Here is a 23,680-nt window from a genome sequence, read left to right on the forward strand (position 1 = left end):
ATCTTGACGCCTCAGTACATCAGGGTCGGCTGGAGTTCGGCGGTCGCGTTCCCGCCCACACCGGAGGGCACGTCCGGCCGGCGCGCGGGGACGGGTTCGGGACCCGCCTTGACGTGCCGGACGATCAGTACGGCCTCGGCCAGCGCGAGCGCGCCGTACAGGGCGGTGAACAGGGCGAGGGAGACGGCGACCTGGCCGAGCCCGACGCCGGGGGAGACGCTGGCGGCGGTGAGCAGCTCACCCTGGACGGTCCACGGCTGGCGGCCGATCTCGCTGAGCAGCCAGCCCGCGATGATCGCGAGGGTCGGCAGCGGCAGGGCGAGCAGGAACGCGCGGGCCAGCCACGAGGGCACCGCACGCGGCGGACCCTCCCCGCGGCGTCCGCGGCGGCGCCCCCGGGTCAGCCACAGGCCGAGTACGGCCAGGCCGACCGTGGTCATCCCGAAGACGATCATCACGCGGAAGGACCAGAAGACCACCGGCAGGTTGGGGCGGTAGTCGGCCGGGCCGAACCGCTCGGTGAAGCGCTTCTGCAGGTCCTCGGTGCCCTGCACCACGGCCTGCGGGTCGTTGGTCGCCAGGAAGCTGAGCAGCATGGGCACCTCGACGCCGGGCACCGGGGAGAAGGGCGCCCCGGCGGTGTCGTGCCTGAGCCCCTCGGCGGCGGCGAGCTTCATCGGCTGCTGCTCGTACATCAGCTTGGCGGAGGTGTCGCCGCTGACCGCGACGACGGCTCCCGCGATCGCCGTCATGACCAGGGCCGCCCGCACCGGGGTCCGCCACATGTCCGCGCCACGCCGTACGGGCCTGGTGCGGTCGGGGTCGCGCCGTTCCCGCAGGATGCGGTATCCGCACACGGCCAGCACGAAACCGCCCGCCACCACGAACGACGCCGCCACCACGTGGGGCACCTGGGCGGTCGCGGTCGGGTTGGTCAGCACCGCCCACAGGTCCGTCATGCGGGCCTTGCCGTCGACGACCTCGTAGCCGACCGGGTGCTTCATCCAGGCGTTCGCGGCGAGGATGAAGTAGGCCGACAGGTTGGAGCCGATCACCGCGGCCCAGATGGTCGCCAGGTGGACCCGCTTGGGGAGCCGGTCCCAGCCGAAGATCCACAGGCCGAGGAAGGTCGACTCAAGGAAGAAGGCGAGCAGCGCCTCAAGGGCGAGCGGCGCGCCGAAGACGTCTCCGACGAAGACCGAGTACTCGCTCCAGTTCATCCCGAACTGGAACTCCTGCACGATGCCGGTGACCACGCCCATCGCGAAGTTGATCAGGAACAACTTCCCGAAGAACTTCGTCAACCTCAGGTAGTGCTCCTTGCCGGTACGGTGCCAGGCGGTCTGCAACCCGGCCACGAAGACGCCGAGGCCGATCGTCAGAGGTACGAAAAGAAAGTGATAAACGGTGGTGACCCCGAACTGCCACCGTGCCAGGTCTAGTGCGTCCATCTTCCCCTCGCGGGCTGGAGCTCTACAACTCGTAGTTCTACTACTAGTAGTACTACAAGGTGTAGAGCATTGAGAGGGGTTGGCGCCGCGAGCACATGCGATCTCTGTCACATGGCCGGTGGGAGACCGCACATCTCCTCCGGACCAAGATCGTCCCCTCCGGCTCGCGGCGCCTGCTTTCCCCGTGCCACCGGGGCTCCGGGCCCCGGTCGTCCCGGCGGGCGAGGTGCGCGCCCCACCCGCCGGGGAGGGCTCGCGGGTCACCAGGTCCCGCGAGCACACGACCATCGTCGGTCACGTGACCCCCACGGGTCGTCAGCCGCCGGAATGACTCCGGCGTACGCCGGGCGGCGGACCCGCCTCCTCACCGAGACCGGGACGATCCTCCCCGCGCGGATGACCGGGACCTGTTCCGCGGGCCGTCGGCCGGGCTGCCGCGGTGGGCGTGAAGGTTCGCGGAACAGGCCCTAACGCAGCGCCGCCTTCAGGTAGGCGTCCAGGTTGCCGAGCTCGAAGCCCCTGCGTTCGATCTTGTCGACCAGGATGCGGAAGTCCCGCGACAGGTTGGGCCTGAAGTGCATCAGCAGGACGTCTCCCGGGCGCAGCTTCTTGTCCGGCACCTGGTAGGCGATCTTCCCGCCGGGCTGCACGGTCGCGGTCCACAGCAGCAGGGCGTCGACGCCGCAGGACTTGGCGGCCTTACGGGTCAGGGAGTTCTGGTTGCCGAACGGCGGGCGCAGGAGCGTGGGCCTCCTGCCGGTCTGCCTGCGGATCACCGTGGAGGCGCCGCAGATCTCGGCCCGCTGTCCCGCGTAGCCCAGCGTGGGCAGGTTCGGGTGGGTCAGGGTGTGGTTCTCGATCGGCGCCCCCGCGTCGCGCAGGTCGCGCATGTAGCCCCACTTGCCCGCGCCGAGGAACCTGCCGCCCTGGGCGGTCGGGTCGGTCGTGCCCCTGGCCTCGACGGCGTCGCGGGTGACGAAGGCCGTGATCGGGATCCGCCGGTCGCGGACCCGCGCGAGGAAGCCGGGGTCCTGCTCCCAGCCGTCGTCGATGGTGAGGAAGACCACCTTCCTGGTGGTCGGGATCGAGCTGATCACCGGCGGCAGCCCGTCGGCGGGCCGGGGGATCCTGCCGACCTCCCCGGGCCTGGGCAGCACGCCGGGCGGTCCCTGCGGGCGGGCAGGGGCCGTGGTGGGGGTCGTCCTCGCGGAGGGCTCCCCGGCGGCCCGCCCGCCCGTGCCCGGCCTCGCGTCGCCGCCGGTCCCCGCCGCACACCCCGCGCTCGCCGCCAGGGCCGTGAACACGGCCGCCGTCCTGATCGCCCACGACGTCCCCGAAGTCATGGGGCACCATCCTGCCAGTAACAGAAGCCTCAATTGGCTGGTAAACCCCTGATCTCCCTGCGAAACCCCTTATAACCGGTGCATCAGGGGTGGGGCCAGCACTACCACGATCCGGGGTGGCGGCGGGGGTCCGCGCCCCCGGCCGCTGCCGCGATCCTGTGGCGGGTGCCACCCCGGCACTCCACGGATATAGGGGGAAGTGTGACCGAAACGACCATGCTCAGGAGCGCCAGGGGCAGCGACTTCGCGCGCCTGTCGCGTCGCGTCACGGAGGCGGGGCTGATGAATCCACGGCCGGGTCACTACGTCCTGCGCCTGGGGATCGTCGGCGGCCTCTACGTCGCGGGCTGGGCGGCCTTCCTCACGGTCGGCGACTCCTGGTACCAGCTCCTCGTCGCGGTCTTCCTCGCCGTGGTGTTCGCCCAGGTCGCGCTGGTCGCCCACGACCTGGCCCACCGGCAGGTCCTGCGCGCCAGAAGCGCCGCGGAGGCCGCCGGTCTGGTCGCGGGCAACCTGGCGATCGGCATGAGTTACGGCTGGTGGATGGACAAGCACACCCGCCACCACGCCAACCCCAACCACGCCGACCATGACCCCGACGTCGCCCCGGACGCCCTGGTCTGGTCGAGGGAGCAGGCGGTCGAGAGCCGGGGACTGGCCAGGCTCATCGGCGGGTGGCAGGCCTACCTGTTCTTCCCGCTGCTCACCCTGGAGGGGTTCAACCTGCACGTTTCGAGCTTCAGGGCGCTGGCCCGCCCCAGCCTGCGGCGCAGGGGGCTTGAGGCGGCGCTGCTGGCCGTACACGTCGTGGCCTATCTCGGTGCGCTGTTCGCCGTGCTCTCGCCGGGCAGGGCGGTGGCCTTCCTGCTCGTGCACCAGGCGGTCTTCGGCGTCTACCTGGGCTGCACCTTCGCCCCCAACCACAAGGGGATGCCGATGCCGACCGACGAGGACGGGCTCGACTTCCTCAGGAAGCAGGTGCTGACCTCGCGCAACGTACGCGGCGGCCGGGTGGTCGACGTCCTGCTCGGCGGGCTGAACTACCAGATCGAGCACCACCTGTTCCCCGGCATGCCGGCCCCCAACCTGCGTCACGCCCAGCCCATCGTCAGGAGGTACTGCGCGGAACTGGGCATCCCCTACCTGGAGTGCGGCCTGATCGAGTCGTACGGCCAGGCCCTGCGGCACCTGCACGAGGCGGGTGAGCCGTTGCGGACGCGGAGGACCTGACGGCCTATCGTGCTGGAGTGAAGGTCGCAGGCAGTGCCGTACTCGGCATCGACAGAGAACGCGTGTGGTCCGCGCTGCAGAACCCGGCCGTGCTCGTACGGACGATCCCCGGCTGCGAGCGCCTTGAGGAGACGGGGCCCGGGGTCTACCGGATGACGGTCACCGCCGGGGTGGCCTCCGTCAAGGGGGTCTACCGGGGGGAGGTGGCCCTGCTCGACCCGCAGGCCCCGCACCGGTTCGTGCTCAGGGCCAGGGGCCAGGGCGCGCCGGGCACCGTGGAGGCGACCGTCGAGGTACGGCTCAGCGAGGTCGAGGACGGCACCCGGGTCGACTACGACGCGGAGGCCGTGGTGGGCGGCATGATCGGCGGCGTCGGCCAGCGGGTGCTCGGCTCGGTGGCGAAGAGGACGGCCGGTGATTTCTTCTCCGCCGTCGAGACCCACCTGTCCGGCACCCCCGTCCCCGCCCCTGAGGCCGTCCCCGCCCTTGGGGCCGTGCCCGAGGAGGTCCATGAGGCCGCGACCGGGGAACCCGCCCGGGTCTTCGAGCGGCCCGCCGTACGGCACCGTGAGAACGGTCCCGCCTGGCCGGTCCTGGCGGCGTTCGGCATGGGGGCGGGGGTCGCGCTCGGCAGCGCCGTGATCGGCTGGCTGCTCGGCCGGACCGGCAGAGGGCGCTGACCCCGGGGCGGGCCGGGGATTGATCAGGGAGCGGTGAAGAGGGGGCGCTTTTCGGGTCAAGGCGCCGGTGCGCCAGGCGAGGAAACATCCGGCTTCTGGGACTTTGGGCTGTGCCGACACGGTGCCGACGCTGTGCCGACCACGACGGTGCCCGGGGGAACATGGAGTCGCTGCTGATCCTGCACGCCGTCGCGGCGATGTGCGCCCCGGCGCTGGCCCGTTGTCTCGGGCGCGGCGCCTTCCCCGTGCTCGCCGTCGCGCCCGCCTGCGGGTTCGCCCACACGCTGTGGATCGCCCTGACGGGCGTCCCCGCCGGGTCGAGCCACACCTGGGCGCCCGCCCTCGGACTCGACCTGGACTTCCGCGCCGACGCGCTCGGCGTGCTCATGATGGCGCTGGTCACCGGGGTCGGCGCGCTGGTGCTGGTCTACTGCGCGCGCTACTTCGAGGCGGGCGAGGAGGGGCTCGGCCGGTTCGGCGGGGTCCTCGTCGCCTTCGCCGGGGCGATGCTCGGCCTGGTCGTCGCCGACAACCTGCTGCTGCTGTACGTGTTCTGGGAGCTGACCACGGTCTTCTCCTACCTGCTGATCGGCCAGGACCCGCGCAGCAGGCAGGCCCGCAGGGCGGCCACCCAGGCGCTGACCGTCACCGCCGCCGGAGGACTGGCCATGCTGGCCGGGATGGTCATCCTCGGCGAGAGCGCGGGCACCTACCGGATCTCGCGGATCGTCGCGGACCCGCCCTCCGGCGCCCTGGTCCCGGCGGCGGTCGTCCTGCTCCTGGCCGGGGCCCTGTCGAAATCGGCGATCTTCCCGTTCAGCATGTGGCTGCCCGCCGCGATGGCGGCCCCGACCCCGGTCTCCGCCTACCTGCACGCCGCCGCGATGGTCAAGGCCGGCGTCTACCTGCTGGCCAGGTTCGGCCCCGCCTTCGGCACGCTGCCCGTCTGGCGGGCGGTCGCCGTACCCCTCGGTCTGCTCACCATGCTGCTGGCCGGGTGGCGGGCGCTGCGCGAGTACGACATCAAACGGCTGCTCGCCTACGGCACGGTCAGCCAGCTCGGCTTCATGACGGCGCTGTTCGGCGCCGGGACCCGGGACACCGCGCTCGCGGGCGTGGCCGTGCTGCTCGGGCACGCCCTGTTCAAGGCGTCGCTGTTCCTGGTCGTCGGCGTCGTCGACCACGCCACCGGCACCCGTGACCTGCGCGAGCTGAACGGCCTGTGGCGTTCGGCGCCGTGGCTGTGCGCGGTGGCGACGGCCGCGACGGTCTCGATGGCCGGGATACCGCCGACGCTGGGGTTCGTCGGCAAGGAGGCGGCCTTCGAGTCGCTGCTGACCGGGCGGACCGCCGACACCGTGGCGCTCGCGGTCGTCGTCGCCGGTTCCATGCTCACCGTCGCCTACAGCGCCAGGTTCCTGTGGGGGACCTTCGGCGGCGGACGCGGCCTCGCGCCGACCCCGGCGAGCCCCGCCGCCGCGGCGACCTTCACCCCGCCCGCGCTGCTGGCCGTACTGGGCGTGGTGCTCGCCCCCCTGGCCTCCTGGTACGGCCGGGCGATGGAGGGCTACACCGGCACCTTTCCCGGCACCGGCCACGTCCACCTCGCGCTGTGGACCGGGGCGCTCACGCCGCTGCTGCTGTCGGCCGCGGCCCTGTGCGGCGGGGCGCTGCTGTTCGCGGCGGGCGGGCTCGTCGAACGGGTGGGACGGGTGCTGCGGCTCGTGGACTCGGGACGGGTCTACTGGGCGCTGATGCGGGGCCTGGAACGCTTCTCCCTGCAGCTGACCGGGGTCACCCAGCGGGGCTCGCTGACCGACTACCTCATCATCGCGTTCGTCTCCGTCGCGGGCATCGGGGTCTTCGCCGCGCTGTACGGCCCCACGCCGGACGTCCACCTCGACGTCGCCTCCTGGACCCGCCCGGAACAACCCCTGGTCGGGGCGCTGCTGGTGGCCGTCGCCGCCCTCGCCCCGCGGATCCGCACGCACATCGTGCTCGCCCTGGTCGCGGGCCTGACCGGGTACGGCACGGCCCTGCTGTTCCTCGTCCACGGCTCACCCGACCTGGCGCTCACCCAGTTCCTCACCGAGACGCTGAGCCTGGTGGTCTTCGTGCTCGTGCTGCGCAGACTCCCGCTCGGCCCCAGGGAGGGCAGGCCCAGGGTGCCCCTCGGCGTACGGCTCGGCCTCGGCGCGGTCAGCGGCGTCGTCGTGACCGTCGCCGGGATGCTGGCCGTCTCCGCCCGCCAGGCGCCCCCCGTCGGGGCGCTGATCCCCGAGGCCGCCCGCAGGGCCGGGGCCTCCAACGCCGTCAGCGCCCTTCTGGTGGACATCCGGGCCTGGGACACCATGGGGGAGAGCTCCGTGCTCGTCGTCCTCACCCTCGGCGTCACCAGCCTGGTCTTCCTGCGCCGTCGCACCTACACGCTGGAACGCCCGTCGGGGGAACCCGGCCCCGAGCGGGGACCGCACTGGCTGGCGGCGACCCTGCCGAAGGGGGAGCGGGCCGCCGTCCTGGAGATCGTGGCCCGGCTGATCTTCCACACCGTGCTGCTCATCTCGGTCTTCCTGCTGTTCACCGGGCACAGCGCGGTCGGGGGCGGCTTCGCGGGCGGCATCGTGGCCGGGCTGGCGCTGGTGGTCCGCTACCTCGCGGGCGGACGCTACGAACTGGCCCTGGCGGTGCCCGCGCACGCCGGGGTGCTGATCGGCTTCGGCCTGCTGCTCTCGACGGTCACCGCCCTCGTCGGGCTGCTGTTCTCCGGGACCCCGCTGACCATGCTCGCGGCCGACGTGCAGGTCCCGCTGGTCGGCACGCTCCACCTGTCGACCGTGCTGCTGTTCGACGTCGGCGTCTACGCCGCGGTCGTCGGCATGGTCCAGGACTTCCTGCGCAGCCTGGGCGGCGAGCTCGACCGGCAGATCGAGGAGGAGGGCCGGTGACCGTCTCGCTGGTGCCGTTCGCCGCCTCGGGCACGATGGTCGCGGCCGGGGTGGCGCTGCTGCTCGAACGCAGCCTGGTGCGCCTGCTCGTGGGCGTCATCCTGCTCGGCAACGGCGTCAACCTGCTGATCGTCCTGACGGGCGGTCCCGCGGGTGAGCCGCCGATCCTCGGCGTCTCCCCCGTCGAGCGGATGGCCGACCCGCTGCCGCAGGCCATGGTCCTCACCTCCCTGGTGATCACCCTGGGCGTCACCGCGTTCCTGCTGGCCATGGTCCACCGCTCCTGGCAGCTCACCGGCGGCGACGAGGTACAGGACGACACCGAGGACCGCAGGGTACGGCTGCGCGCCCGCAGAGGGGAGCTGGCCAGGTCCGTGCTCGCCAGGCGCGAGGCCTACCGGCGCCTGGTCAGGCAGCAGCGGGCCGAGCTGGCCCGCCTCGACGAGGCCAGGCGCGAACGCGAACGCCGTGACGCCGAGGAGGCCTCGAAGGAGGGCGGCGGCGAGCGGGCCGCCAGGCTGCGCGCCGAGTTCGCCCGCAGGGAGCGGGAGCAGGCCGCGCGGGAGCGCAGGATCCGCAGGAGGCTGCGCGAACGGCGCCGCCAGGCGCGCGCCGAGATGCGGGAGGCGATCAGGCAGGACAGGGAACGGCAGGCCAGGGCGCAGGACCCGGAGTTGGAGGGGGACGACTGATGGCGCAGGCGGTGGAGGGGGTGGCACGGGAACTGGTCGCGGTGCCGGTGCTGCTGCCGCTGTTCGCGGCCGGGCTCAAGCTCGCCATCGGCGGCAGGTCGCGCAGGCTCCAGGCGCTCATCAGTGTGGTCACGCTCACCGCGGTGCTCGTGGTCTCGGTGCTCCTGCTGGCCGCGGCCGACGGCGGCGGGCCGCTGGCCACGCACCTCGGCGGCTGGGCCGCCCCGGTCGGCATCGCCCTGGTCGCCGACCGCCTCTCCTCGCTGATGCTGGTGGTCTCCTCGGCGGTGACGCTGTGCGTGATGGTCTACTCGCTGGCGCAGGCCTACGCCGACCAGGAGTACGCCGCCCCACTGGCGATCTTCCACCCGGCCTACCTGATCATGGTGGCGGGTGTCTCCGACGCCTTCCTCTCCGGTGACCTGTTCAACCTCTTCGTCGCCTTCGAGATGCTGCTCAGCGGCTCCTACGTGCTGCTCACCTTCGGCGGGACCGAGTCCCGCATCCGCGCGGGCGCCACCTACGTGGTGATCGGCCTGGCCTCCTCACTGCTGTTCCTGGTCGGGATCGCGGTCTCCTACGGAGCGACGGGCACCGTGTCGATGGCCCAGCTCGCCGAACGGTTCCAGATGCTGCCCGACTACCTCAAGCTGCTGGTCGAGCTGACGCTCCTGCTGGTCTTCGTGGTCAAGGCCGCGATCTTCCCGATGTCGGCGTGGCTGCCCGACTCCTACCCGACCGCGCCCGCCCCCGCCACGGCCCTGTTCGCCGGGCTGCTCACCAAGGTCGGCATCTACTCCGTCATCAGGCTGGAGGCGCTGCTGTTCCCCGGCGGCCCGGTCAGCGTCCTGCTGATGTGGGCGGCGCTGCTGACGATGCTGGTCGGGATCTTCGGCGCCGTCGCCCAGACCGACATCAAACGGATGCTCTCCTTCACGCTGGTCAGCCACATCGGCTACATGGTCTTCGGGGTCGGGCTCTCGACCGCCGCGGGCATGTCGGGCGCGGTCTTCTACGTCGTCCACCACATCACCGTGCAGACCAGCCTGTTCCTGGTGACCGGGCTGATCGAGCGGCGCGCGGGCACCACCTCCCTGGACGACCTCGGTGGTCTGATGCGGCTGGCTCCGGTCATCGCGGTCCTCTTCTTCGTCCCCGCGATGAACCTGGCCGGCATCCCCCCGATGTCCGGCTTCCTGGGCAAACTCAACCTCGTCCAGGCCGGGATCGCCGCCGGGGGAGCCCTGCCGCTCATCCTCGTGGCGGGCGGCCTGGTGACGAGCCTGCTGACCCTGTACGCCATGTCCACGGCCTGGAGCAAGGCGTTCTGGCGGGCTCCGGCCCCGGGTGCGGCCGACCGGCCGGGAACCGTGCTGGAGAGCGAGGAGACCACGCTCACCAGGGCGCCCGGCACCGAGGGGATCACCGGGCGGGAGATCGTCACCAGCGCCACCATGCCCGCGCCGATGCTGGGCGCGACCACGGCCCTGGTGGTGCTCGGGCTCTCCTACACCGTCCTCGCCGGGCCGTTGTCGGCCCTGACCAGCCGGACGGCCGCGGAACTGCTCGCCCGCGAGCCGTACATCTCGGCGGTCCTGGGGAGCGCGCGGTGAGGGCGACGGGCGGGGCAGGGCGGGTGCCGCGTCTGCTGGGCAGGCCGGTCCCGCCGGGCGAGGTGGTCTGGCTGACCGTGGTCTGGCTGCTGCTGTGGGGCGATCCGAGCGTGGGCAACGTGCTCGGCGGCCTGCTGGCCTCCACGGTCATCGTCTGGGCGCTGCCGCTGCCCGTACTCGACTCCGGCGTCAGGATCCACCCGGTCGCGGCGGCCGTCTTCCTGGCCCGCTTCGCGGGCGACCTGGTGATGTCCAGCTTCAGGGTCGCCCTCTGGGCGCTGCGCCTGGGCGTCCAGCCGCCCGTCGAGGTGGTCACCGTACGGCTGCGCACCTCGTCGGAGGTGATGACCGTGCTGGTCACGATCGCCCTGTCGGCGCTTCCCGGCAGCCTGGTCCTTGAGGCGCGCTTCGCGGACAGGCGACTGGTCCTGCACGTGCTCGGGGTCGAGGGGGACGTCCCCGCCACGGTCCAGGCCGACGTGACCCGTCTGGAGGGCGCCATCGTCGCGGCCTTCGGCACCTCACAGGACAGGGAGGAACTTCGGTGACGGCGGTGTACCTGACGGCGCTCGCGTTGCTCGGCTGCGCGGCGGCGCTGACGCTCACCAGGCTGGTGCGCGGCCCGTCCATGCTGGACAGGGCGGTCGCGCTCGACGTGCTCACTGCCGTGGTGATGTGCGGGATCGCGGCGGGGGCGACGGCCCTGGGCGCCTACTCCGCGCTGCCGGTGCTGCTGGTGCTGTCCCTCGTCGGGTTCGTCGGGTCGGTCTCGCTGGCCAGGTTCTTCTCCGGGCGGGTCCGGTGACCCCGCTTGAGGTGGCCGCGGCGGTGTGCGTGCTGCTCGGCGCCGCCTTCGCCCTGGCCGCCGGGGTGGGGATGTTCCGGTTCCACGGAACCCTGTCGCGCATGCATCCGGCGACCAAGCCCCAGGTGCTCGGCCTGCAGCTGGTCCTGCTGGCCATGTGGCTGCGCCACCCCACCTGGGCCGTCGCGGGGACGCTGCTGCTGACCGGGGTGTTCCAGGTGATCACCGCGACCGTCGCCGCCTACATGGTCGGCCGCGCGGCCCACAGGAACGCCTCCTCGGCCGGCGGCGACGGCGACGACGGTACGGCCATCCCCGGCGAGGACGCCGGCCGGTGAGCGACGGCGCGCAACCCTCGCGCGAGGTTGGCTCCCGGCGTAATCTGACGCGTATGCGCGAGGAACGTGCGGAGGACGCCCGAACCGAGGCCAGAAGACTGGTTCGTGACCTTTTCGGAGCAGGACAACCCGACGCCGTGACGCTGCTCGGCGAGGCGCGGGCCGTGCTCGGCGCCGAACGGGCCACGCTCTGCGCGGACCTCGTCAGGGGGGTCGCGCTCACCCGCAGGTCGGCCGAGCTGGCGGCGCTCGCCGCGCTGCTGGTCGGCACCCGGGACCTCGGCGAGGAGTGGTGGTCGCGGTCCAGGGGGGAGAAGCTGCCCTCCCCTGACGAGGTGCTGCGCACCGCGACCGCGATCGACCCGTGGACCGACCTGACCGTGCTGGAGATGCTCGCCGCCTGGATCGCCGACGACGCCGCGGACGAGCAGTGGGGGAGCCCCCTGGCGGCGACCGACCTGAACTCCTGGCAGGCGGAGGACCGGATCGACCTGCCGGGGAACGTACGGCCCGGCGAACGGGTCCTGGTCTCCTTCGACGTCGGCGGCAGGCTCGACGCGGTCGTGGTCGCCCGCGCGGACGACACCCTCGGCTCCAACCTGGACTTCCACTCGCTGCGCTACTCCCGTCCGGCCGAGGCGCAGTGGAGCTGGGGCGTCGCCGCGGGGCTCGGCCCGCACCGGCTCGCCGGTGAGGACCCCGACCCCTACGCGCAGCCGGTCGACCCCGCCGCCGCCGAGATCCTGCGCGCCTGGGCGCTGCGCCACGGGGCGCACACCGAGGACGTCGGCGAGGCCTGGCGGGACAGGGGCGACGTCGTCGCCGCGATCGAACGGGCCGACTGGATGTGGCGCAGCGGAGAGTGGTTTGGCTGGTGGCGCGCCGCCGCCGCGCTGGCCGAGGGAGACAGGGAACGTCTCGCCGCCCGGCTTGAGGACATCGCCTCGGCCATCTGACCTCGTTTCCGGAATCAGTGGGGCTTCGCCCTGGTTGCAGCCTTCTGTGAAGGTTGAAATCTACTCGGACGTGGTCTGTCCCTGGTGCTACATCGGTCACACCCGCTTCGCCCGCGCCGTCGAGCGCTACCGGGCCACCGGCGGCGAGGTCGAGATCGGGCTACGGCCCTTCCAGCTCGCACCGGACGCCGAGTCCACCGGGTCACCCCTGCTCACCTGGGCCGCGGCCAAGTTCGGCGGCCAGGAACGCGCGCGGCAGATGTTCGCCCACGTGACCCAGGTCGCCGCCCAGGACGGCCTTGAGATGCGCTTCGACCGCGCCGTCCACGCCAACACCCTCGACGCGCACCGGCTCATCCAGATCGCCGACGAGCAGGGCAGGGGGGAGGAGGCGCTGTACCGCCTGTTCGCCGCCCACTTCACCGACGGCCTCGACGTCGGCTCCCGCGAGGTCCTGGCCACGATCGCCACGGACCTGGACGTCAAGGCCGACCTCGACGGCCCCGGCGGGACGGAGCAGGTCCGCCAGGAGCTGTTCAGGGCCCGCTCCCTGGGCGTCTCCTCCGTCCCGCTGTTCCTGTTCGAGGGCCAGTTCGCGGTCTCCGGCGCCCAGCCGGAGGACACGCTGCTCGCCGCCCTTGAGGAGGTCGCCGAGCGGACCGGGCAGACCCCCGGGACGGCGGAGACCGGCGAGGCCTGCGACGACGGCCACTGCGCGATCTGACGCCCCGCCCTCGCCTGACGTCCGGCCGGGCCCCGGGCGGACGTCAGGCGTCGCCGAGATCGCCCGCGCGGTAGTGGCGGCGGCAGAGCACCTGGTAGCGGATCGGCGCCTCACCCGTGTCGCCGATGACGACCTGTTCCCCGGTGCGCACCAGCCTGCCCCCGACCACACGGGCGTTCAGCCTGCCGGGCCTGCCGCACCAGCACAGCACCTCGACCTGCAGCCGGTTGATCTCGTCGGCCAGCTCGAACAGGCGCTGGGCGGCGGGGAACATCTGCGACCGGAAGTCCGAGGCCAGGCCGAAGGCGTAGACGTCGATGCCGAAGTCGTCGGTGAGGTCGGCCAGCTGCTCGATCTGCTCCACCGTGTAGAAGCACGCCTCGTCGCAGATCACGTAGTCGACGCGCCGCTGCCCGCGCACCAGCTCGACCAGGTCGAGGCCGTCGACCACCTCGACGGCCTCGCTGCCCAGGCCGATCCTGCTGGTCACCCTGGCGTCGCCGGAACGGTCGTGCTTGGTCAGCACCAGACCGTGCCTGCCCTGACGCCGATGGTTGTAGTTCATCTGCAGGGCCAGTGTGGACTTGCCGCAGTCCATCGGGCCGAAGTAGAAGCGGAGCACGCCGTCCCTGGTTCCGGTGGGGACGGCGGAGAGCGCGGACGGTTCGGTCACAGGCGGCCAGCCTAGTGGTTCTTCGACGGGGGTTTGGGGCGCGGTACACCGGTAAGGGAGTCAGGTCCCGCGCGACACCTTTCGATTGGCTTGTTCGTGTAAAGCGTGGGAGCCTCGTTGAGGCTCTAACGAGAAGTGGGAGAACCTGTGACGACCACCAAGAACTCCGCTCCGCCCGTCATCAAGTCACCCGCGGTGAACACCTCCGCGGTCCCCCCGACGGCCCCGACGGGCGAGACCGTCGAGATCCCCGTCGCGCTCGCGGCGATGATGACCGAGGACGAGGCCGTGGCCGCCAAGGCCGAGGCGGCCCGCTGGCGCTACGGGTTCTACGTCGTGGTGACGGGCCTTGTCGTCATCCTGGTCGCCTTCGTGGTGATCGCCATGCGCGGCGGCGACTCGACCGCCCCGTTCGCCGGGCTCGTCGGCGTCTCCGGCGCGATCATCGGCGCCTACTTCGGCGTCCAGGTCGGCCAGTCGGGCAAGGACAGGGTCGAGGCCGAGCTGCGCCGTACGAGCGAGATGGCCATCCGGCTCGCGGCCAAGGTGCACGCCCACGACGCGGACTCGGTGATCGGCTCGACCATGGGCCCCCGCCGCCGCTGAACCCGGGTCCGTGCCCGGTGTCAGCTCTGGACGAGCGGCGGGCGCTCCATCGGGGCGACCGCGTAGCCGGGCACGGACGGCCACCTGACCGTCAGCACGACCGACTCCTCCTCGGCGACCCAGGAGTGGTCGACGCCCCTGCCCCACACGACGTAGTCACCCTGGCGTTCGAGCAGGACGCTGCGGCCGGGCAGCTCCACGCGGAAACGGCCGCTGACGAGGACCAGGAGCGCCGTGCGCTCCTCACCCCGCACCCACCGGGCCCGCCGGTCGCCGGGCGGGTGGACCCCCCACTTGATCTCCACGTCCTCGCTGTGCCGCGGGTCCCCGGCCTCCTTGAAGTGCCCCAGGATCCATCCCCGGTCCAGTGCCGCGTCCTCGCCCGCGTTGCCCACGTAAACGCCGTCGTCCATGTGACCGGACGTTAGCAGCCGGGTCTTGCGCGGACGTTCACGGCGAGGTTGGCTGAGGACATGCCCTCGATGATCACCGCGGTACGCCACGGCCAGAGCGAGTCCAACGTGGCCTACGCCAGGGCGCAGGCGAGCGGGACGGCCGTCGTCCTGACCGGCGCCGACGAGGACGTCCCGCTCACCCCGCTCGGCAGACGGCAGGCGAGCGCCCTCGGCAGGCGCCTGGCGCGGGAGCGGGGGCCCGACGTGGTGTGGTGCTCGCCGTACCGGCGGGCCGTGCAGACCTGGGAACTGGCCGCGGCCGAGCTGAGCGCCGTCCCCGAGGTACGGTTCGACGCCAGGCTCGGCGACCGCCTGATGGGCGAGCTCGCGGGGATGAACCTGGCCGCCATCATGCGGCGCTTCCCCGAGGAGGCGCGGTCACTGCTGCGGGCCGAGTACGGCTACCGCCCTCCCGGCGGGGAGTGTTTCTCCGACGTCGCGGACCGGGTGCGCGCGGTGGTCGGTGACATGCGCGCCGGGTACGCCGGTCGGCGGGTGCTGGTCGTCGCGCACGACGCGGTGGTGCTGATGCTCAAACACGTGATCGAGGGGGTCGCGCTGGACTCGGTCGCCGCGTTCGCGCCGGTCACGAACGCCTCGGTCTCGGTCTGGCGTGGCTCGCGGGCCGAGATCTTCAACGACGACGGGCATCTGAGGGACATATCACTCTGAACCCATTCGTCGATCACCCATTGACGGACGGTCTTTCCTGCGGTCTGCTGCGCTAGTCACGGGTGTCCGGCACCGGCGAGGCTCAGGGAGGCACAGGCATGCGTCCGCGCGCGATGGTGGCGAGTCTCGTGCTGGCCGTGGTCTCGGCGATGGGCCCCAGGCCCGTGCTGCCCGTCCTGGCCCCCGCCCCGCCCTCCGACTCGGTCCCGGCCGCCTCCTCGACGTCCGTGCCGCCGGCCGCCGCTCCCGGGGCGAAGGACGCGGGCTGCGACCCGATCGCGGGCCACGAGTGCCTGCTGCCCTTCCCCAACGACTGGTTCACCGTGAACGCGCGCACCGCGACCGGCCTGCGGGTCGAACTGTCCGCCGGTGCCATGCCCCGCAACGAGGAGGGCACCCCCGTCGACCCGGCGTCGTGGAACACCGCCGACGGCTTCTCCCCGGGGTCCATGCTGCTGGCCCACGTGCCGGGCCTCGACCTCGCCAGGACGGGGGCGGCGCCCGTCACCGACATCGGGTGGTCCCTGCGGCGCGACGCCCCCATCGTGATCGTGGACACCGTGACCGGGGAGCGCTGGCCGTACTGGGCGGAGCTCGACGCGGGGACGACCGACCCGGCCCGGCGGGCGCTGATCGTCAGACCCGCGAGGAACCTCATCGAGGGCCACCGATACGCCGTCGCGCTGCGCGGCCTGAAGGACGCCTCGGGCGTCCCCCTGCGGGCCCCGGAGACCTTCACCAGGCTCACCGGCGCCGACCTCCCCCTGGGGGACCCGCTCGCCGTACGGCAGCGCGCGCTGCGCAGGACCCTCGCCGACCTCGCGACAGCCGGGGTCGACAGGCGGGGGCTCCACCTCGCCTGGGACTTCACCGTGGCCAGCGGGCGGGGCCTGGCCGGTCCCGTGCTGAGCATGCGCGATGAGGCACTGCGCGCGCTCAGGGGGGCCGCGCCGCGCTTCACCGTGGCCTCGGTGACCGACCTCACCGAGGCCCAGGACCCCGACATCGCCCGCGAGGTCACCGGGGAGATCCAGGTCCCGAACTACCTCGACAAGCCCGGCGCGCCGCCGGGGGCGCGCCTCAACCGGGACCAGGACGGCAGGCCGCGCCCGCTCGGCGACACGCTGCGGACGCGCTACCAGTGCGTGATCCCGCGCTCGGCCTTCACCAGACCCGCGACCCCCGCCCTGTACGGCCACGGCCTGCTCGGCAGGGCCGCCGAGGTGCGCTCCCGTGACGTGCGGGAGATGGCCGGGCAGCAGGGCTTCGTCTTCTGCGCCACCGCGTGGATCGGCATGTCGGAGGAGGACGTCCAGCATGTGGCGGGCGTGTTCCGCGACCTGTCCGCGTTCGGCACCGTCCCCGACCGGCTGCAGCAGAGCCTGCTGAACTTCGTCCTCCTCGGCCGCGCCATGGTCGGCAGGGACGGGTTCACCGGCCACCGGGCGTTCAGGGACGAACAGGGCAGGCCACTGTTCGACCGGCGGGCCGGGCTCGCCTACGACGGCAACAGCCAGGGCGGCATCTCGGGCGGCGCACTGGTCGCGGTCTCCCCCGACGTGCGCAACGCCGTGCTCGGGGTGACGGGTATGAACTACAGCACCCTGCTCAACCGCAGCACCGCCTTCCAGCCGTTCCAGCGGATCATGGACGAGGCCTACCCCGACCGGCTGACCCAGCAGGTCTGCTTCGCGCTCATGCAGATGCTCTGGGACCGGGCGGAGACCAACGGCTACGCCCAGCACCTGACCGACGACCCGCTGCCCGGCTCACCCAGGCACCGGGTGCTGCTGCACGTCGCCTACGGCGACCACCAGGTCTCCACCGTGACCGCACAGGTCGAGGCGCGCACGATCGGCGCCCGTGTCCACCAGCCCGCCGTCGCCGCGGGCCGCGACCCCGACGTCGCCCCCTACTGGGGGATCAGGGCGCTGCCGCCCCGCCCGTACGCCGGGTCGGCGCTCGTCGTCTGGGACAGCGGGGCCGTCACCCCGCCGCGGACCAACACGCCGCCGCTGGGCACCGCCTACGGCAGGGACCCGCACCATGACCCGCGCAACTCCCCGGAGGCCCGCGTGCAGAAGGCCCACTTCCTGCGAGAGGGTGTGGTCGTCGACGTCTGCGGCGGCGCCCCCTGCGCGGCGGAACCCGTCTCCGCGGCCCCGGACGCTCTCCCCGTCACGGCTTCGGGGGAGACGCCGGGGACGGTTCACGCGAGGCCCTGACGGACCCGGTCGCGGGGCACCCTGACGAACTCCCCAGGGACCCGGGCCCCGTCGACCAGCAGGTCCGCCCTGGCGCGGGTGTCGTCGGCGGCGAACCACGTCTCCTCGGCCCGCCACCAGCGCCGCCACTGCTCGGCCAGCTGCGCGCCGTCCCTGGCCAGCACCCGGGCCCGGCGGACCTCGGCGGACGCGCACACCCACACCGCGAGGGCGGCCGGGGCCGTACGGCGGGCCGTGCTCACCCCTTCGAGGACCAGCGCGGGCGCGACGGGCACCTCGACCCGCTCCGCGTAACCGCCACCGGCCCAGTCGAAGCGCCGGTAGCCCCCCGGCTCACCCGCGGCGAGCGGGCCGAGCACCTGCTCCTCGACCAGCCGGAACCACTCCCTGGGCACCTCGTCCCACGGCACGGGGAAGTCGTCGCTGGAGACGACCTGCGCCCCGAGCGCCGCGCCGAGACGCCGCGCGAAGGTCGTCTTGCCCGACCCGGCGGGGCCGTCGACCGTGACGAGCCGGACGGGGCCGCACGACGGGGGAAGCCGCAGGACCGTGTCCGCGAGCCGCTCGAAGGAGACGATCTCGTCCATTCCTCCATGATGGACCCCATGGCGGTCCCAGGCCGGATGGAGGGGCCGGACGGAGGGCTGGGAAGATCTTCGATGGGCGGGGCGGCCGGTGGCGGGGGACACCCCTTTCCCGTCCCGATTCGGCTAGGCTCGGCGACCACCAATGGAGGTTGATCTTGCACGGAGCCCTCGGCGACATCGTCGTACTCGACCTCTCCCGCGCCCTGGCGGGACCGCACGCGGCACAGATGCTCGGTGACCTCGGAGCCCGGGTGATCAAGGTGGAACAGCCGGAGGCGGGCGACGAGTCCCGGAGCTGGGGACCGCCCTTCGTCGGTCCCGGCCACGACATCTCCACCTACTTCCTCGCGGCCAACCGCAACAAGCGCTCCATCACCGTGGACATGAAGTCCGCCGAGGGCAGGACCCTCATCGAACGCCTGGTACGGCAGAGCGACGTCCTGGTCGAGAACTTCCGCACCGGCGTCCTGGACCGCCTCGGGTTCGGCGTCGAGCGGCTGCACGAACTCAACCCCCGTCTCGTCGTGCTGTCGATCACCGGGTTCGGGCACGACGGCCCCGAGGGCGGCAGGCCCGGCTACGACCAGATCGCCCAGGGCGAGGCGGGACTGATGAGCCTGACCGGCCCCTCGCCCGCGGAGCCGTACCGGGTGGGGGCCTCCATCGCCGACCTGCTCGGCGGCATTCACGGCGCCTACGGCGTGGTCGCCGCGCTCTACGAGCGGGAGCGGACCGGGCGGGGCAAGGTCGTGCGGACCTCGCTGCTGGCCGCGGTGACCGGCGTGCACTCCTACCACGGCACGGCCTGGACTGTCGGGGGGCGGGTGCCCGGCGCGGGCGGCAACCACCACGCCTCCATCGCCCCCTACGGCGCCTTCCGCTGCGCCGACGGCATGCTCCAGATCGCGGTGGCCAACGACGCCCAGTGGCGCAAGGTCGCCGGCCTGCTCGGCATCGACCCGCTGACCCCGGAGTACGCGACGAACAGGGAACGCTTCGCGCACCGCCCCCGCCTGATCGCCGACATCGAACGGGCCCTGGCCGGGCACGGCCGCGCCCACTGGCTGGAGGCGTTCGCCGGGATCGGGGTGCCCGCCGGGGCGATCAGGACGATCGACGAGGTCTACGCCTGGGAGCAGACACGCTCCCAGGGCCTGGTCGTCGAGGTCGACCACCCGGTCCTGGGCACGATCGAGCTTCCCGGGCCGCCGCTGCGCTTCGACGGCGACCCGCCCATGCGGCACACCGCCCCGCCCGCGCTCGGCGAGCACAACGACGAGGTCCTCGCGTGGCTGGAGGAACGTGAAAGATGACGACCTCTTCCTCGTACCCACCCTGCCGCGCGGGCCGGAGAGCCGGGGTATGAACCTCGTGCGTCCCGACGCCCGCGCGCTGATCGACGCCTTCCTCGACCCCGGGACGTGGCGGTCGTGGGACCGGACGCCCGCCGATCCCGCACCCGAGGGTTCCGGCTACGCGGAGGAGCTGGCCCAGGCCCGCGCCAGGAGCGGCTACGACGAGTCGGTCGTCACCGGGGAGGGGCTGCTCGACGGCCGCAGGGTGGCCTTCGCCGCCTGCGAGTTCTCCTTCCTCGCCGGATCGATCGGGTTCGCCGCCGCCGAACGGCTCACCGCCGCGATCGAGCGGGCGACCGCGGAACGGCTCCCGCTGCTGGCCGCCCCGGCCTCGGGCGGCACCCGGATGCAGGAGGGCGCCCCGGCCTTCGTGCAGATGGTGAAGATCACCGCCGCGGTCGCCGCCCACCGCGCCGCGGGCCTGCCGTACCTGGTCTATCTGCGGCACCCGACCACGGGCGGGGTCTTCGCCTCGTGGGGGTCGCTCGGGCACGTCACCATGGCCGAGCCCGGCGCCCTGATCGGGTTCCTGGGCCCCAGGATCTTCGAGTCGCTGCACGGCTACCCCTTTCCCGAGGGCGTCCAGGTCGCGGAGAACCTCCTGGCCCACGGCCTGCTCGACGCGGTCGTTCCCGCCCCTGAGGCCAGGCGGCTCGCCGTCCGGGCCCTGTCCGTGCTGTGCGCCCCGCGTGAGATACGGCCCGCAGGGCGGGAGCCGGACGAGCACGTCCCCCCGGTCCAGGCGTGGGACGCCGTCACCCGTTCCCGCAGGGACGACCGCCCCGGCGTGCGTGAGCTGCTCGGGTACGGCGCCCGCGACGTCACCCCGCTCAACGGCAGCGGCGAGGGGGAGGCGGACCCCGGCCTGCTCATCGCGCTGGCCAGGTTCGGTGAGGCCCCGGCCGTCGTGCTCGGCCAGGACCGGGGCCGCAGAAGGGTCACGGCCCCCTTCGGTCCCGCCGGGCTCAGGGTCGCCCGGCGGGGGATGCGCCTGGCCGCGGAACTGGGCCTGCCGCTGGTCACGGTGGTCGACACCCCAGGGGCCGCGCTGTCCAAGGCGGCCGAGGAGGGCGGCCTGGCCGCGGAGATCGCCCGCTGCCTGGCCGACCTGGTCACGCTCGGGGCACCGACGGTCTGCCTGCTGCTCGGTGAGGGCGCAGGCGGCGCCGCCCTGGCGCTGCTGCCCGCAGACCGCGTGTTGTGCGCCCAGCACGCCTGGCTGTCCCCGTTGCCGCCGGAGGGCGCCTCGGCGCTGCTGTACCGGAGCGTCGACTTCGCCCCGGAGACCGCCGCCGCGCAACGGGTGAAGTCGACCGACCTGCGGCGCGACGGCATCGTCGACCGGATCATCCCGGAGCTGCCCGACGCCGCCTACGAGCCGGAGGCCTTCTCCCGCAGGGTCGCGCACGCCCTGGAACACGAGATCGCCGGACTGCTGCGGCCGGCCCCGGCCGACCGGCTCACCGCCCGCCTGGCGCGCTACCGGGCGCTCGGCGGGCGGGCGGACCCGGCCTGAGGCCGGGACGTCACGACTCCGGCTCGGCCGGGGTGAGGGACAGGGGGACGCGCTCGACGCGGATGGAGAAGACCTCGTCACGGGGGACGACGACCTCGTAGGCGCCGTGGTCGACCATCCAGTAGCCGAGCGCCTCGGCCTTCAGCCCGCTGTGACCGGTGTAGGCGATGTGCAGGCTCTCCTCGCCGTTCTCCTCGGAGACGTCGAGGACCAGGCACGGCTCGCCGCCGAACGCCCCGACCGTGCGCACCAGCACCAGCCACTCCAGCTCCTCGCGGGGCACCACGGCCCGCCAGTAGCCGGAGAGACGTTCGAAGCCCTGCCGGGCCTCCTTGGCGAACAGCACGACCTCGGAGTCACCGGGGCCCAGCGCCGCGACGTGGGTCCGCTCGCCGTAGCGCGCCAGGAAACCGGATGCCACCGGTTCGATCACGTCGCTCACGAGGCCCGCCGCCAGGCGAGGCCGTCGTAACGGCCGAACAGGCGCTCTTCGCCGGGTGTCACGTGGATGATCTCGGCTCCCGCTGGGATCGGCACGGGTGTGGTGTGGAACTGGGGCACGACGTGCTCACGCGAGGTGGTGAAGCCGTTGCCCGCGAACGGGGGGACGTCGTTCCAGTCGCCTCCCATGTGCGGGCCGTAGGGGACGGCGTAGGCGTCGACGTCACGGGCGAACCAGCGCATGAGGTACAGCTCCGGGACGGCCGTGGTCAGCTCGGAGCCCTCGAAGCCCAGGTCGAGGCCCGCGAAGAGCTGGGCGGGCGTTGTCAGGCGGGCGCAGTCCTGCACGCGGTAGACATATCCCGATATGACGCTGCGCCTGCCCGCGAGATAGGGCACGAGCAGTCGGGGCGGGATGACCTTCTGCATCTGCGTTCTACGCCCAGGTGGCTCACTCACGGTCGCATTTTACGATCTGCCGACCTGAAGCCGCCGGTGTTCCAAGCAGGGCAGGGCATTCCGGGTGGCAATCGTGACCTGGGGGTCGAGCACGCACGTCCGCACCGCGGGCGCGGGCCCCAGGTCGGTGTGGACGACGCCCATCGGGTCGACGAGCATGCTCCTGCCGATCCCGAAACCGTCGGCGGCCTCGGGGTTCGGCGCCTGCCCGACGGCCGCGACCCAGGTGGTGTTCTCGATCGCGCGGGCCCGCACCAGGGTCGCCCAGTGCTCCTCCTTCATCGGGCCCGACCCCCAGGCGGCGATCACCGCGAACAGGTCGGCCCCCCGGTCGGCCAGCGCCCTGCCCAGCTCGGGGAAGCGGACGTCGTAGCAGGTGACCAGGCCGACCCGAAGCCCGGCCAGCTCGACGACCACCGGCTCCTCACCGGGGACGACCAGCTCCGACTCCTTGGCGCCGAAGGAGTCGAACAGGTGGATCTTCCGGTAGGCGGCCAGGAGCGCGCCCGTCTCGTCGAGGGCGACGGCGGTGTTGTACACCCGGCCCCGCCCTGTCTCTCCGGTCCCGGCCTCTCCGGTCTCGAACACCCCGGCGACGACCGCGAGGCCGGACTCCTTGGCGGCCTCGGCGAGCCCGGTGACGAACGGCCCGTCCAGGGGCTCGGCCAGGCCGGTGATCCGCCTGCCGTACCGGGTGAGGGTGGCCTCGGGGAGGATCGCCAGCTCGGCGCCGTCCTCGGCGGCGGAGCGCAGGGCCTCGCGGGCGCGGGACAGGTTGACGGCGGGGTCCTCGGAGACCGGGATCTGGCACAGTGCGATGCGCGTCACGTCCTCGACCCTATCCGGCGGTTGGGCACCCGTTCCAGCCACGTCAGGCATCGCCATCCCCACTCCAGCGGGCCGTAGCGGTGCCCCCGCAGCCACGCCCTGCTGAGGAACACCTGCGCGGCCAGGACGCTGACCGTCAGCGCGACCACCGTGATCCTGGTCGGGTCCGCGGCCAGCAACGGCAGCGCCGCCAGGATGACCAGGGTGCTCGTCAGATAGTTCGTCAGCGCCATCCGGCCGAGCGGCGCCAGGACCGCCAGCAGCGGCCCGCGCGCCCGGGTTCGCAGGAGCAGCAGCAGCCCCGTGCAGTAGGCCGTCGCGGCGGCGAGCCCGGCCGTGGGGTAGAGGCCGCGGAAGTAGAACGTGCGGTCCCCGGCCGTCGCCCTGACCCACAGGTAGCCGAGGACGACGGCCAGCGCCGTACCGGCCACGAAGGCGGGCCCCACCGGCCACCGCGGCGGCCCGTACTCCATCATCGCCATGCCCAGCAGGAACAGACCGGGGATGAGGATGACGCCGCCGCCCTCGCGCACCCCCCACACCGTCACGACGATCCCGAGCAGCAGCACCCCCCGGCGCGGCAGGAACGAGGCGGGCAGCAGCACCAGCGCCCCGAGGATCGCGTACGGCAGGAGCACCTCGCCCGGGTTCACCGTCTGGTGGAGCAGGCCGAGCATCCCGAGCACGGCCAGGCGGCGCAGCAGCACGAGCCTGGGACGGCCGGTGCGCGCGGCGGCCGAATCGAGGAACAGCACAAGGCTCATCCCGAAAAGCACGGAGAAGATTGGATAGAAACGGCTCTGTCCGAGATTCTCCACGACCCAGTCGACGGCACCGCGCTCGGCGCCGGGCGCGCGCTCACGAAGGTGCTGCCAGGTGTTGACCAGCATGATCCCGCACACCGCGAACCCGCGTAGCGCGTCCAGCTCGTGGAGCCTTCCGGATGCGGGAGCCGTATGGGTCACAGGAAACAGACGTATCACCGCGCAATCCATCTCGCCTAGACGACCTCTGTCATAAGACGACAAGCCCATACAAATCTAGGTCGTCGGGCTGGCACTCGATCTGTCACGCGCCCCGGTCTAC

Annotated in this window: 24 protein-coding genes; 15 read left to right on the forward strand and 9 right to left on the reverse strand. The window is 72.7% G+C overall.

The window, feature by feature from the left end; all coding sequences use genetic code 11:
• Nucleotides 1–11: 11 nt before the first annotated feature.
• Together ACFOYY_RS19790 and ACFOYY_RS19795 are read right to left on the reverse strand one after the other, a co-directional pair.
• Nucleotides 12–1,451, reverse strand: coding sequence for a cytochrome ubiquinol oxidase subunit I (locus ACFOYY_RS19790; RefSeq protein ID WP_352011350.1), 1,440 nt, complete (start codon nucleotides 1,449–1,451; stop codon nucleotides 12–14).
• A gap of 467 nt (nucleotides 1,452–1,918) precedes the next feature.
• Nucleotides 1,919–2,794, reverse strand: coding sequence for a polysaccharide deacetylase family protein (locus ACFOYY_RS19795; protein WP_362775581.1), 876 nt, complete (start codon nucleotides 2,792–2,794; stop codon nucleotides 1,919–1,921).
• 282 nt (nucleotides 2,795–3,076) lie between these two features.
• Between ACFOYY_RS19795 and ACFOYY_RS19800 the strand changes: the two genes are divergently transcribed.
• The 10 genes from ACFOYY_RS19800 to ACFOYY_RS19845 all read left to right on the forward strand — a co-directional run bounded on the left by ACFOYY_RS19800 (nucleotide 3,077) and on the right by ACFOYY_RS19845 (nucleotide 12,777).
• Nucleotides 3,077–4,024, forward strand: coding sequence for a fatty acid desaturase family protein (locus ACFOYY_RS19800; protein WP_386190642.1), 948 nt, complete (start codon nucleotides 3,077–3,079; stop codon nucleotides 4,022–4,024).
• A 17-nt stretch (nucleotides 4,025–4,041) separates the two neighbouring features.
• Nucleotides 4,042–4,704 carry an SRPBCC family protein gene (locus tag ACFOYY_RS19805; protein ID WP_386190585.1) on the forward strand — a complete coding sequence of 221 codons (663 nt, stop codon included), beginning with the start codon at nucleotides 4,042–4,044 and terminating at the stop codon, nucleotides 4,702–4,704.
• A 161-nt stretch (nucleotides 4,705–4,865) separates the two neighbouring features.
• A complete protein-coding gene (locus tag ACFOYY_RS19810) occupies nucleotides 4,866–7,649 on the forward strand; it encodes a Na+/H+ antiporter subunit A (protein ID WP_386190588.1) in 2,784 nt (927 codons plus the stop codon).
• The gene (locus ACFOYY_RS19815) at nucleotides 7,646–8,341 is read left to right on the forward strand and encodes a Na(+)/H(+) antiporter subunit C (RefSeq protein WP_352011354.1); all 696 of its coding nucleotides are present in this window, start codon (nucleotides 7,646–7,648) and stop codon (nucleotides 8,339–8,341) included. Before ACFOYY_RS19810 ends, ACFOYY_RS19815 begins: the two co-directional genes overlap by 4 nt.
• On the forward strand, nucleotides 8,341–9,954 hold the full coding sequence (locus ACFOYY_RS19820; RefSeq protein ID WP_386190591.1) for a Na+/H+ antiporter subunit D: 1,614 nt from the start codon (nucleotides 8,341–8,343) through the stop codon (nucleotides 9,952–9,954). The genes ACFOYY_RS19815 and ACFOYY_RS19820 overlap by 1 nt, the downstream gene beginning before the upstream one ends.
• Complete coding sequence (locus ACFOYY_RS19825) at nucleotides 9,951–10,502, forward strand: Na+/H+ antiporter subunit E (protein ID WP_352011356.1); 552 nt, start codon at nucleotides 9,951–9,953, stop codon at nucleotides 10,500–10,502. The genes ACFOYY_RS19820 and ACFOYY_RS19825 overlap by 4 nt, the downstream gene beginning before the upstream one ends.
• Entirely contained in the window at nucleotides 10,499–10,759 is a 261-nt protein-coding gene (locus ACFOYY_RS19830; protein ID WP_352011357.1) for a monovalent cation/H+ antiporter complex subunit F, read from the forward strand. The genes ACFOYY_RS19825 and ACFOYY_RS19830 overlap by 4 nt, the downstream gene beginning before the upstream one ends.
• A complete protein-coding gene (gene mnhG / locus ACFOYY_RS19835) occupies nucleotides 10,756–11,097 on the forward strand; it encodes a monovalent cation/H(+) antiporter subunit G (RefSeq protein ID WP_352011358.1) in 342 nt (113 codons plus the stop codon). Before ACFOYY_RS19830 ends, mnhG begins: the two co-directional genes overlap by 4 nt.
• 53 nt (nucleotides 11,098–11,150) lie before the next feature.
• Nucleotides 11,151–12,053, forward strand: coding sequence for a hypothetical protein (locus ACFOYY_RS19840; protein ID WP_362775590.1), 903 nt, complete (start codon nucleotides 11,151–11,153; stop codon nucleotides 12,051–12,053).
• A 46-nt stretch (nucleotides 12,054–12,099) separates the two neighbouring features.
• Nucleotides 12,100–12,777 carry a DsbA family oxidoreductase gene (locus ACFOYY_RS19845; protein WP_386190596.1) on the forward strand — a complete coding sequence of 226 codons (678 nt, stop codon included), beginning with the start codon at nucleotides 12,100–12,102 and terminating at the stop codon, nucleotides 12,775–12,777.
• A gap of 43 nt (nucleotides 12,778–12,820) precedes the next feature.
• On the opposite strand, the gene ACFOYY_RS19850 is transcribed toward ACFOYY_RS19845, so the two are convergent.
• The gene (locus tag ACFOYY_RS19850) at nucleotides 12,821–13,450 is read right to left on the reverse strand and encodes a thymidine kinase (protein WP_352011361.1); all 630 of its coding nucleotides are present in this window, start codon (nucleotides 13,448–13,450) and stop codon (nucleotides 12,821–12,823) included.
• Nucleotides 13,451–13,597: 147 nt separating this feature from the next.
• Here ACFOYY_RS19850 and ACFOYY_RS19855 point away from each other — a divergent pair, with 147 nt between their 5' ends.
• Entirely contained in the window at nucleotides 13,598–14,056 is a 459-nt protein-coding gene (locus ACFOYY_RS19855) for a hypothetical protein (protein WP_352011362.1), read from the forward strand.
• Between the two features lie 20 nt (nucleotides 14,057–14,076).
• Here ACFOYY_RS19855 and ACFOYY_RS19860 read toward each other — a convergent pair whose 3' ends face one another.
• A complete protein-coding gene (locus ACFOYY_RS19860; protein WP_386190600.1) occupies nucleotides 14,077–14,469 on the reverse strand; it encodes a signal peptidase I in 393 nt (130 codons plus the stop codon).
• A gap of 69 nt (nucleotides 14,470–14,538) precedes the next feature.
• Between ACFOYY_RS19860 and ACFOYY_RS19865 the strand changes: the two genes are divergently transcribed.
• Nucleotides 14,539–15,183: a histidine phosphatase family protein gene (locus tag ACFOYY_RS19865; RefSeq protein WP_386190603.1), complete on the forward strand. Its 645-nt coding sequence runs from the start codon at nucleotides 14,539–14,541 to the stop codon at nucleotides 15,181–15,183.
• 98 nt (nucleotides 15,184–15,281) lie between these two features.
• A complete protein-coding gene (locus ACFOYY_RS19870) occupies nucleotides 15,282–17,408 on the forward strand; it encodes a hypothetical protein (RefSeq protein WP_386190606.1) in 2,127 nt (708 codons plus the stop codon).
• Here ACFOYY_RS19870 and ACFOYY_RS19875 read toward each other — a convergent pair.
• The gene (locus tag ACFOYY_RS19875) at nucleotides 17,393–17,995 is read right to left on the reverse strand and encodes a uridine kinase family protein (protein ID WP_352011366.1); all 603 of its coding nucleotides are present in this window, start codon (nucleotides 17,993–17,995) and stop codon (nucleotides 17,393–17,395) included. The genes ACFOYY_RS19870 and ACFOYY_RS19875 overlap by 16 nt on opposite strands.
• Before the next feature lie 155 nt (nucleotides 17,996–18,150).
• On the opposite strand from ACFOYY_RS19875, the gene ACFOYY_RS19880 reads away from it, so the two are divergent.
• Together ACFOYY_RS19880 and ACFOYY_RS19885 are read left to right on the forward strand one after the other, a co-directional pair.
• A complete protein-coding gene (locus tag ACFOYY_RS19880; RefSeq protein WP_386190609.1) occupies nucleotides 18,151–19,308 on the forward strand; it encodes a CaiB/BaiF CoA transferase family protein in 1,158 nt (385 codons plus the stop codon).
• 49 nt (nucleotides 19,309–19,357) lie between these two features.
• The gene (locus ACFOYY_RS19885; RefSeq protein ID WP_386190645.1) at nucleotides 19,358–20,866 is read left to right on the forward strand and encodes a carboxyl transferase domain-containing protein; all 1,509 of its coding nucleotides are present in this window, start codon (nucleotides 19,358–19,360) and stop codon (nucleotides 20,864–20,866) included.
• A 10-nt stretch (nucleotides 20,867–20,876) separates the two neighbouring features.
• On the opposite strand, the gene ACFOYY_RS19890 is transcribed toward ACFOYY_RS19885, so the two are convergent.
• Genes ACFOYY_RS19890 through ACFOYY_RS19905 form a run of 4 tightly spaced genes read right to left on the reverse strand, consistent with a single transcriptional unit; the run spans nucleotide 20,877 to nucleotide 23,577 of the window.
• Nucleotides 20,877–21,308, reverse strand: a complete 432-nt coding sequence (locus ACFOYY_RS19890; protein ID WP_352011368.1) for a hypothetical protein — start codon at nucleotides 21,306–21,308, stop codon at nucleotides 20,877–20,879.
• Complete coding sequence (locus tag ACFOYY_RS19895) at nucleotides 21,305–21,766, reverse strand: hypothetical protein (protein ID WP_352011369.1); 462 nt, start codon at nucleotides 21,764–21,766, stop codon at nucleotides 21,305–21,307. Before ACFOYY_RS19895 ends, ACFOYY_RS19890 begins: the two co-directional genes overlap by 4 nt.
• Nucleotides 21,767–21,775: 9 nt before the next feature.
• Complete coding sequence (locus ACFOYY_RS19900) at nucleotides 21,776–22,594, reverse strand: carbon-nitrogen hydrolase family protein (RefSeq protein WP_352011370.1); 819 nt, start codon at nucleotides 22,592–22,594, stop codon at nucleotides 21,776–21,778.
• On the reverse strand, nucleotides 22,591–23,577 hold the full coding sequence (locus tag ACFOYY_RS19905; RefSeq protein WP_386190613.1) for a DUF418 domain-containing protein: 987 nt from the start codon (nucleotides 23,575–23,577) through the stop codon (nucleotides 22,591–22,593). Before ACFOYY_RS19905 ends, ACFOYY_RS19900 begins: the two co-directional genes overlap by 4 nt.
• Between the last annotated feature and the right edge of the window lie 103 nt (nucleotides 23,578–23,680).

The organism is Streptosporangium jomthongense, assembly GCF_042650425.1.
Classification (GTDB): Bacteria; Actinomycetota; Actinomycetes; order Streptosporangiales; family Streptosporangiaceae; genus Streptosporangium.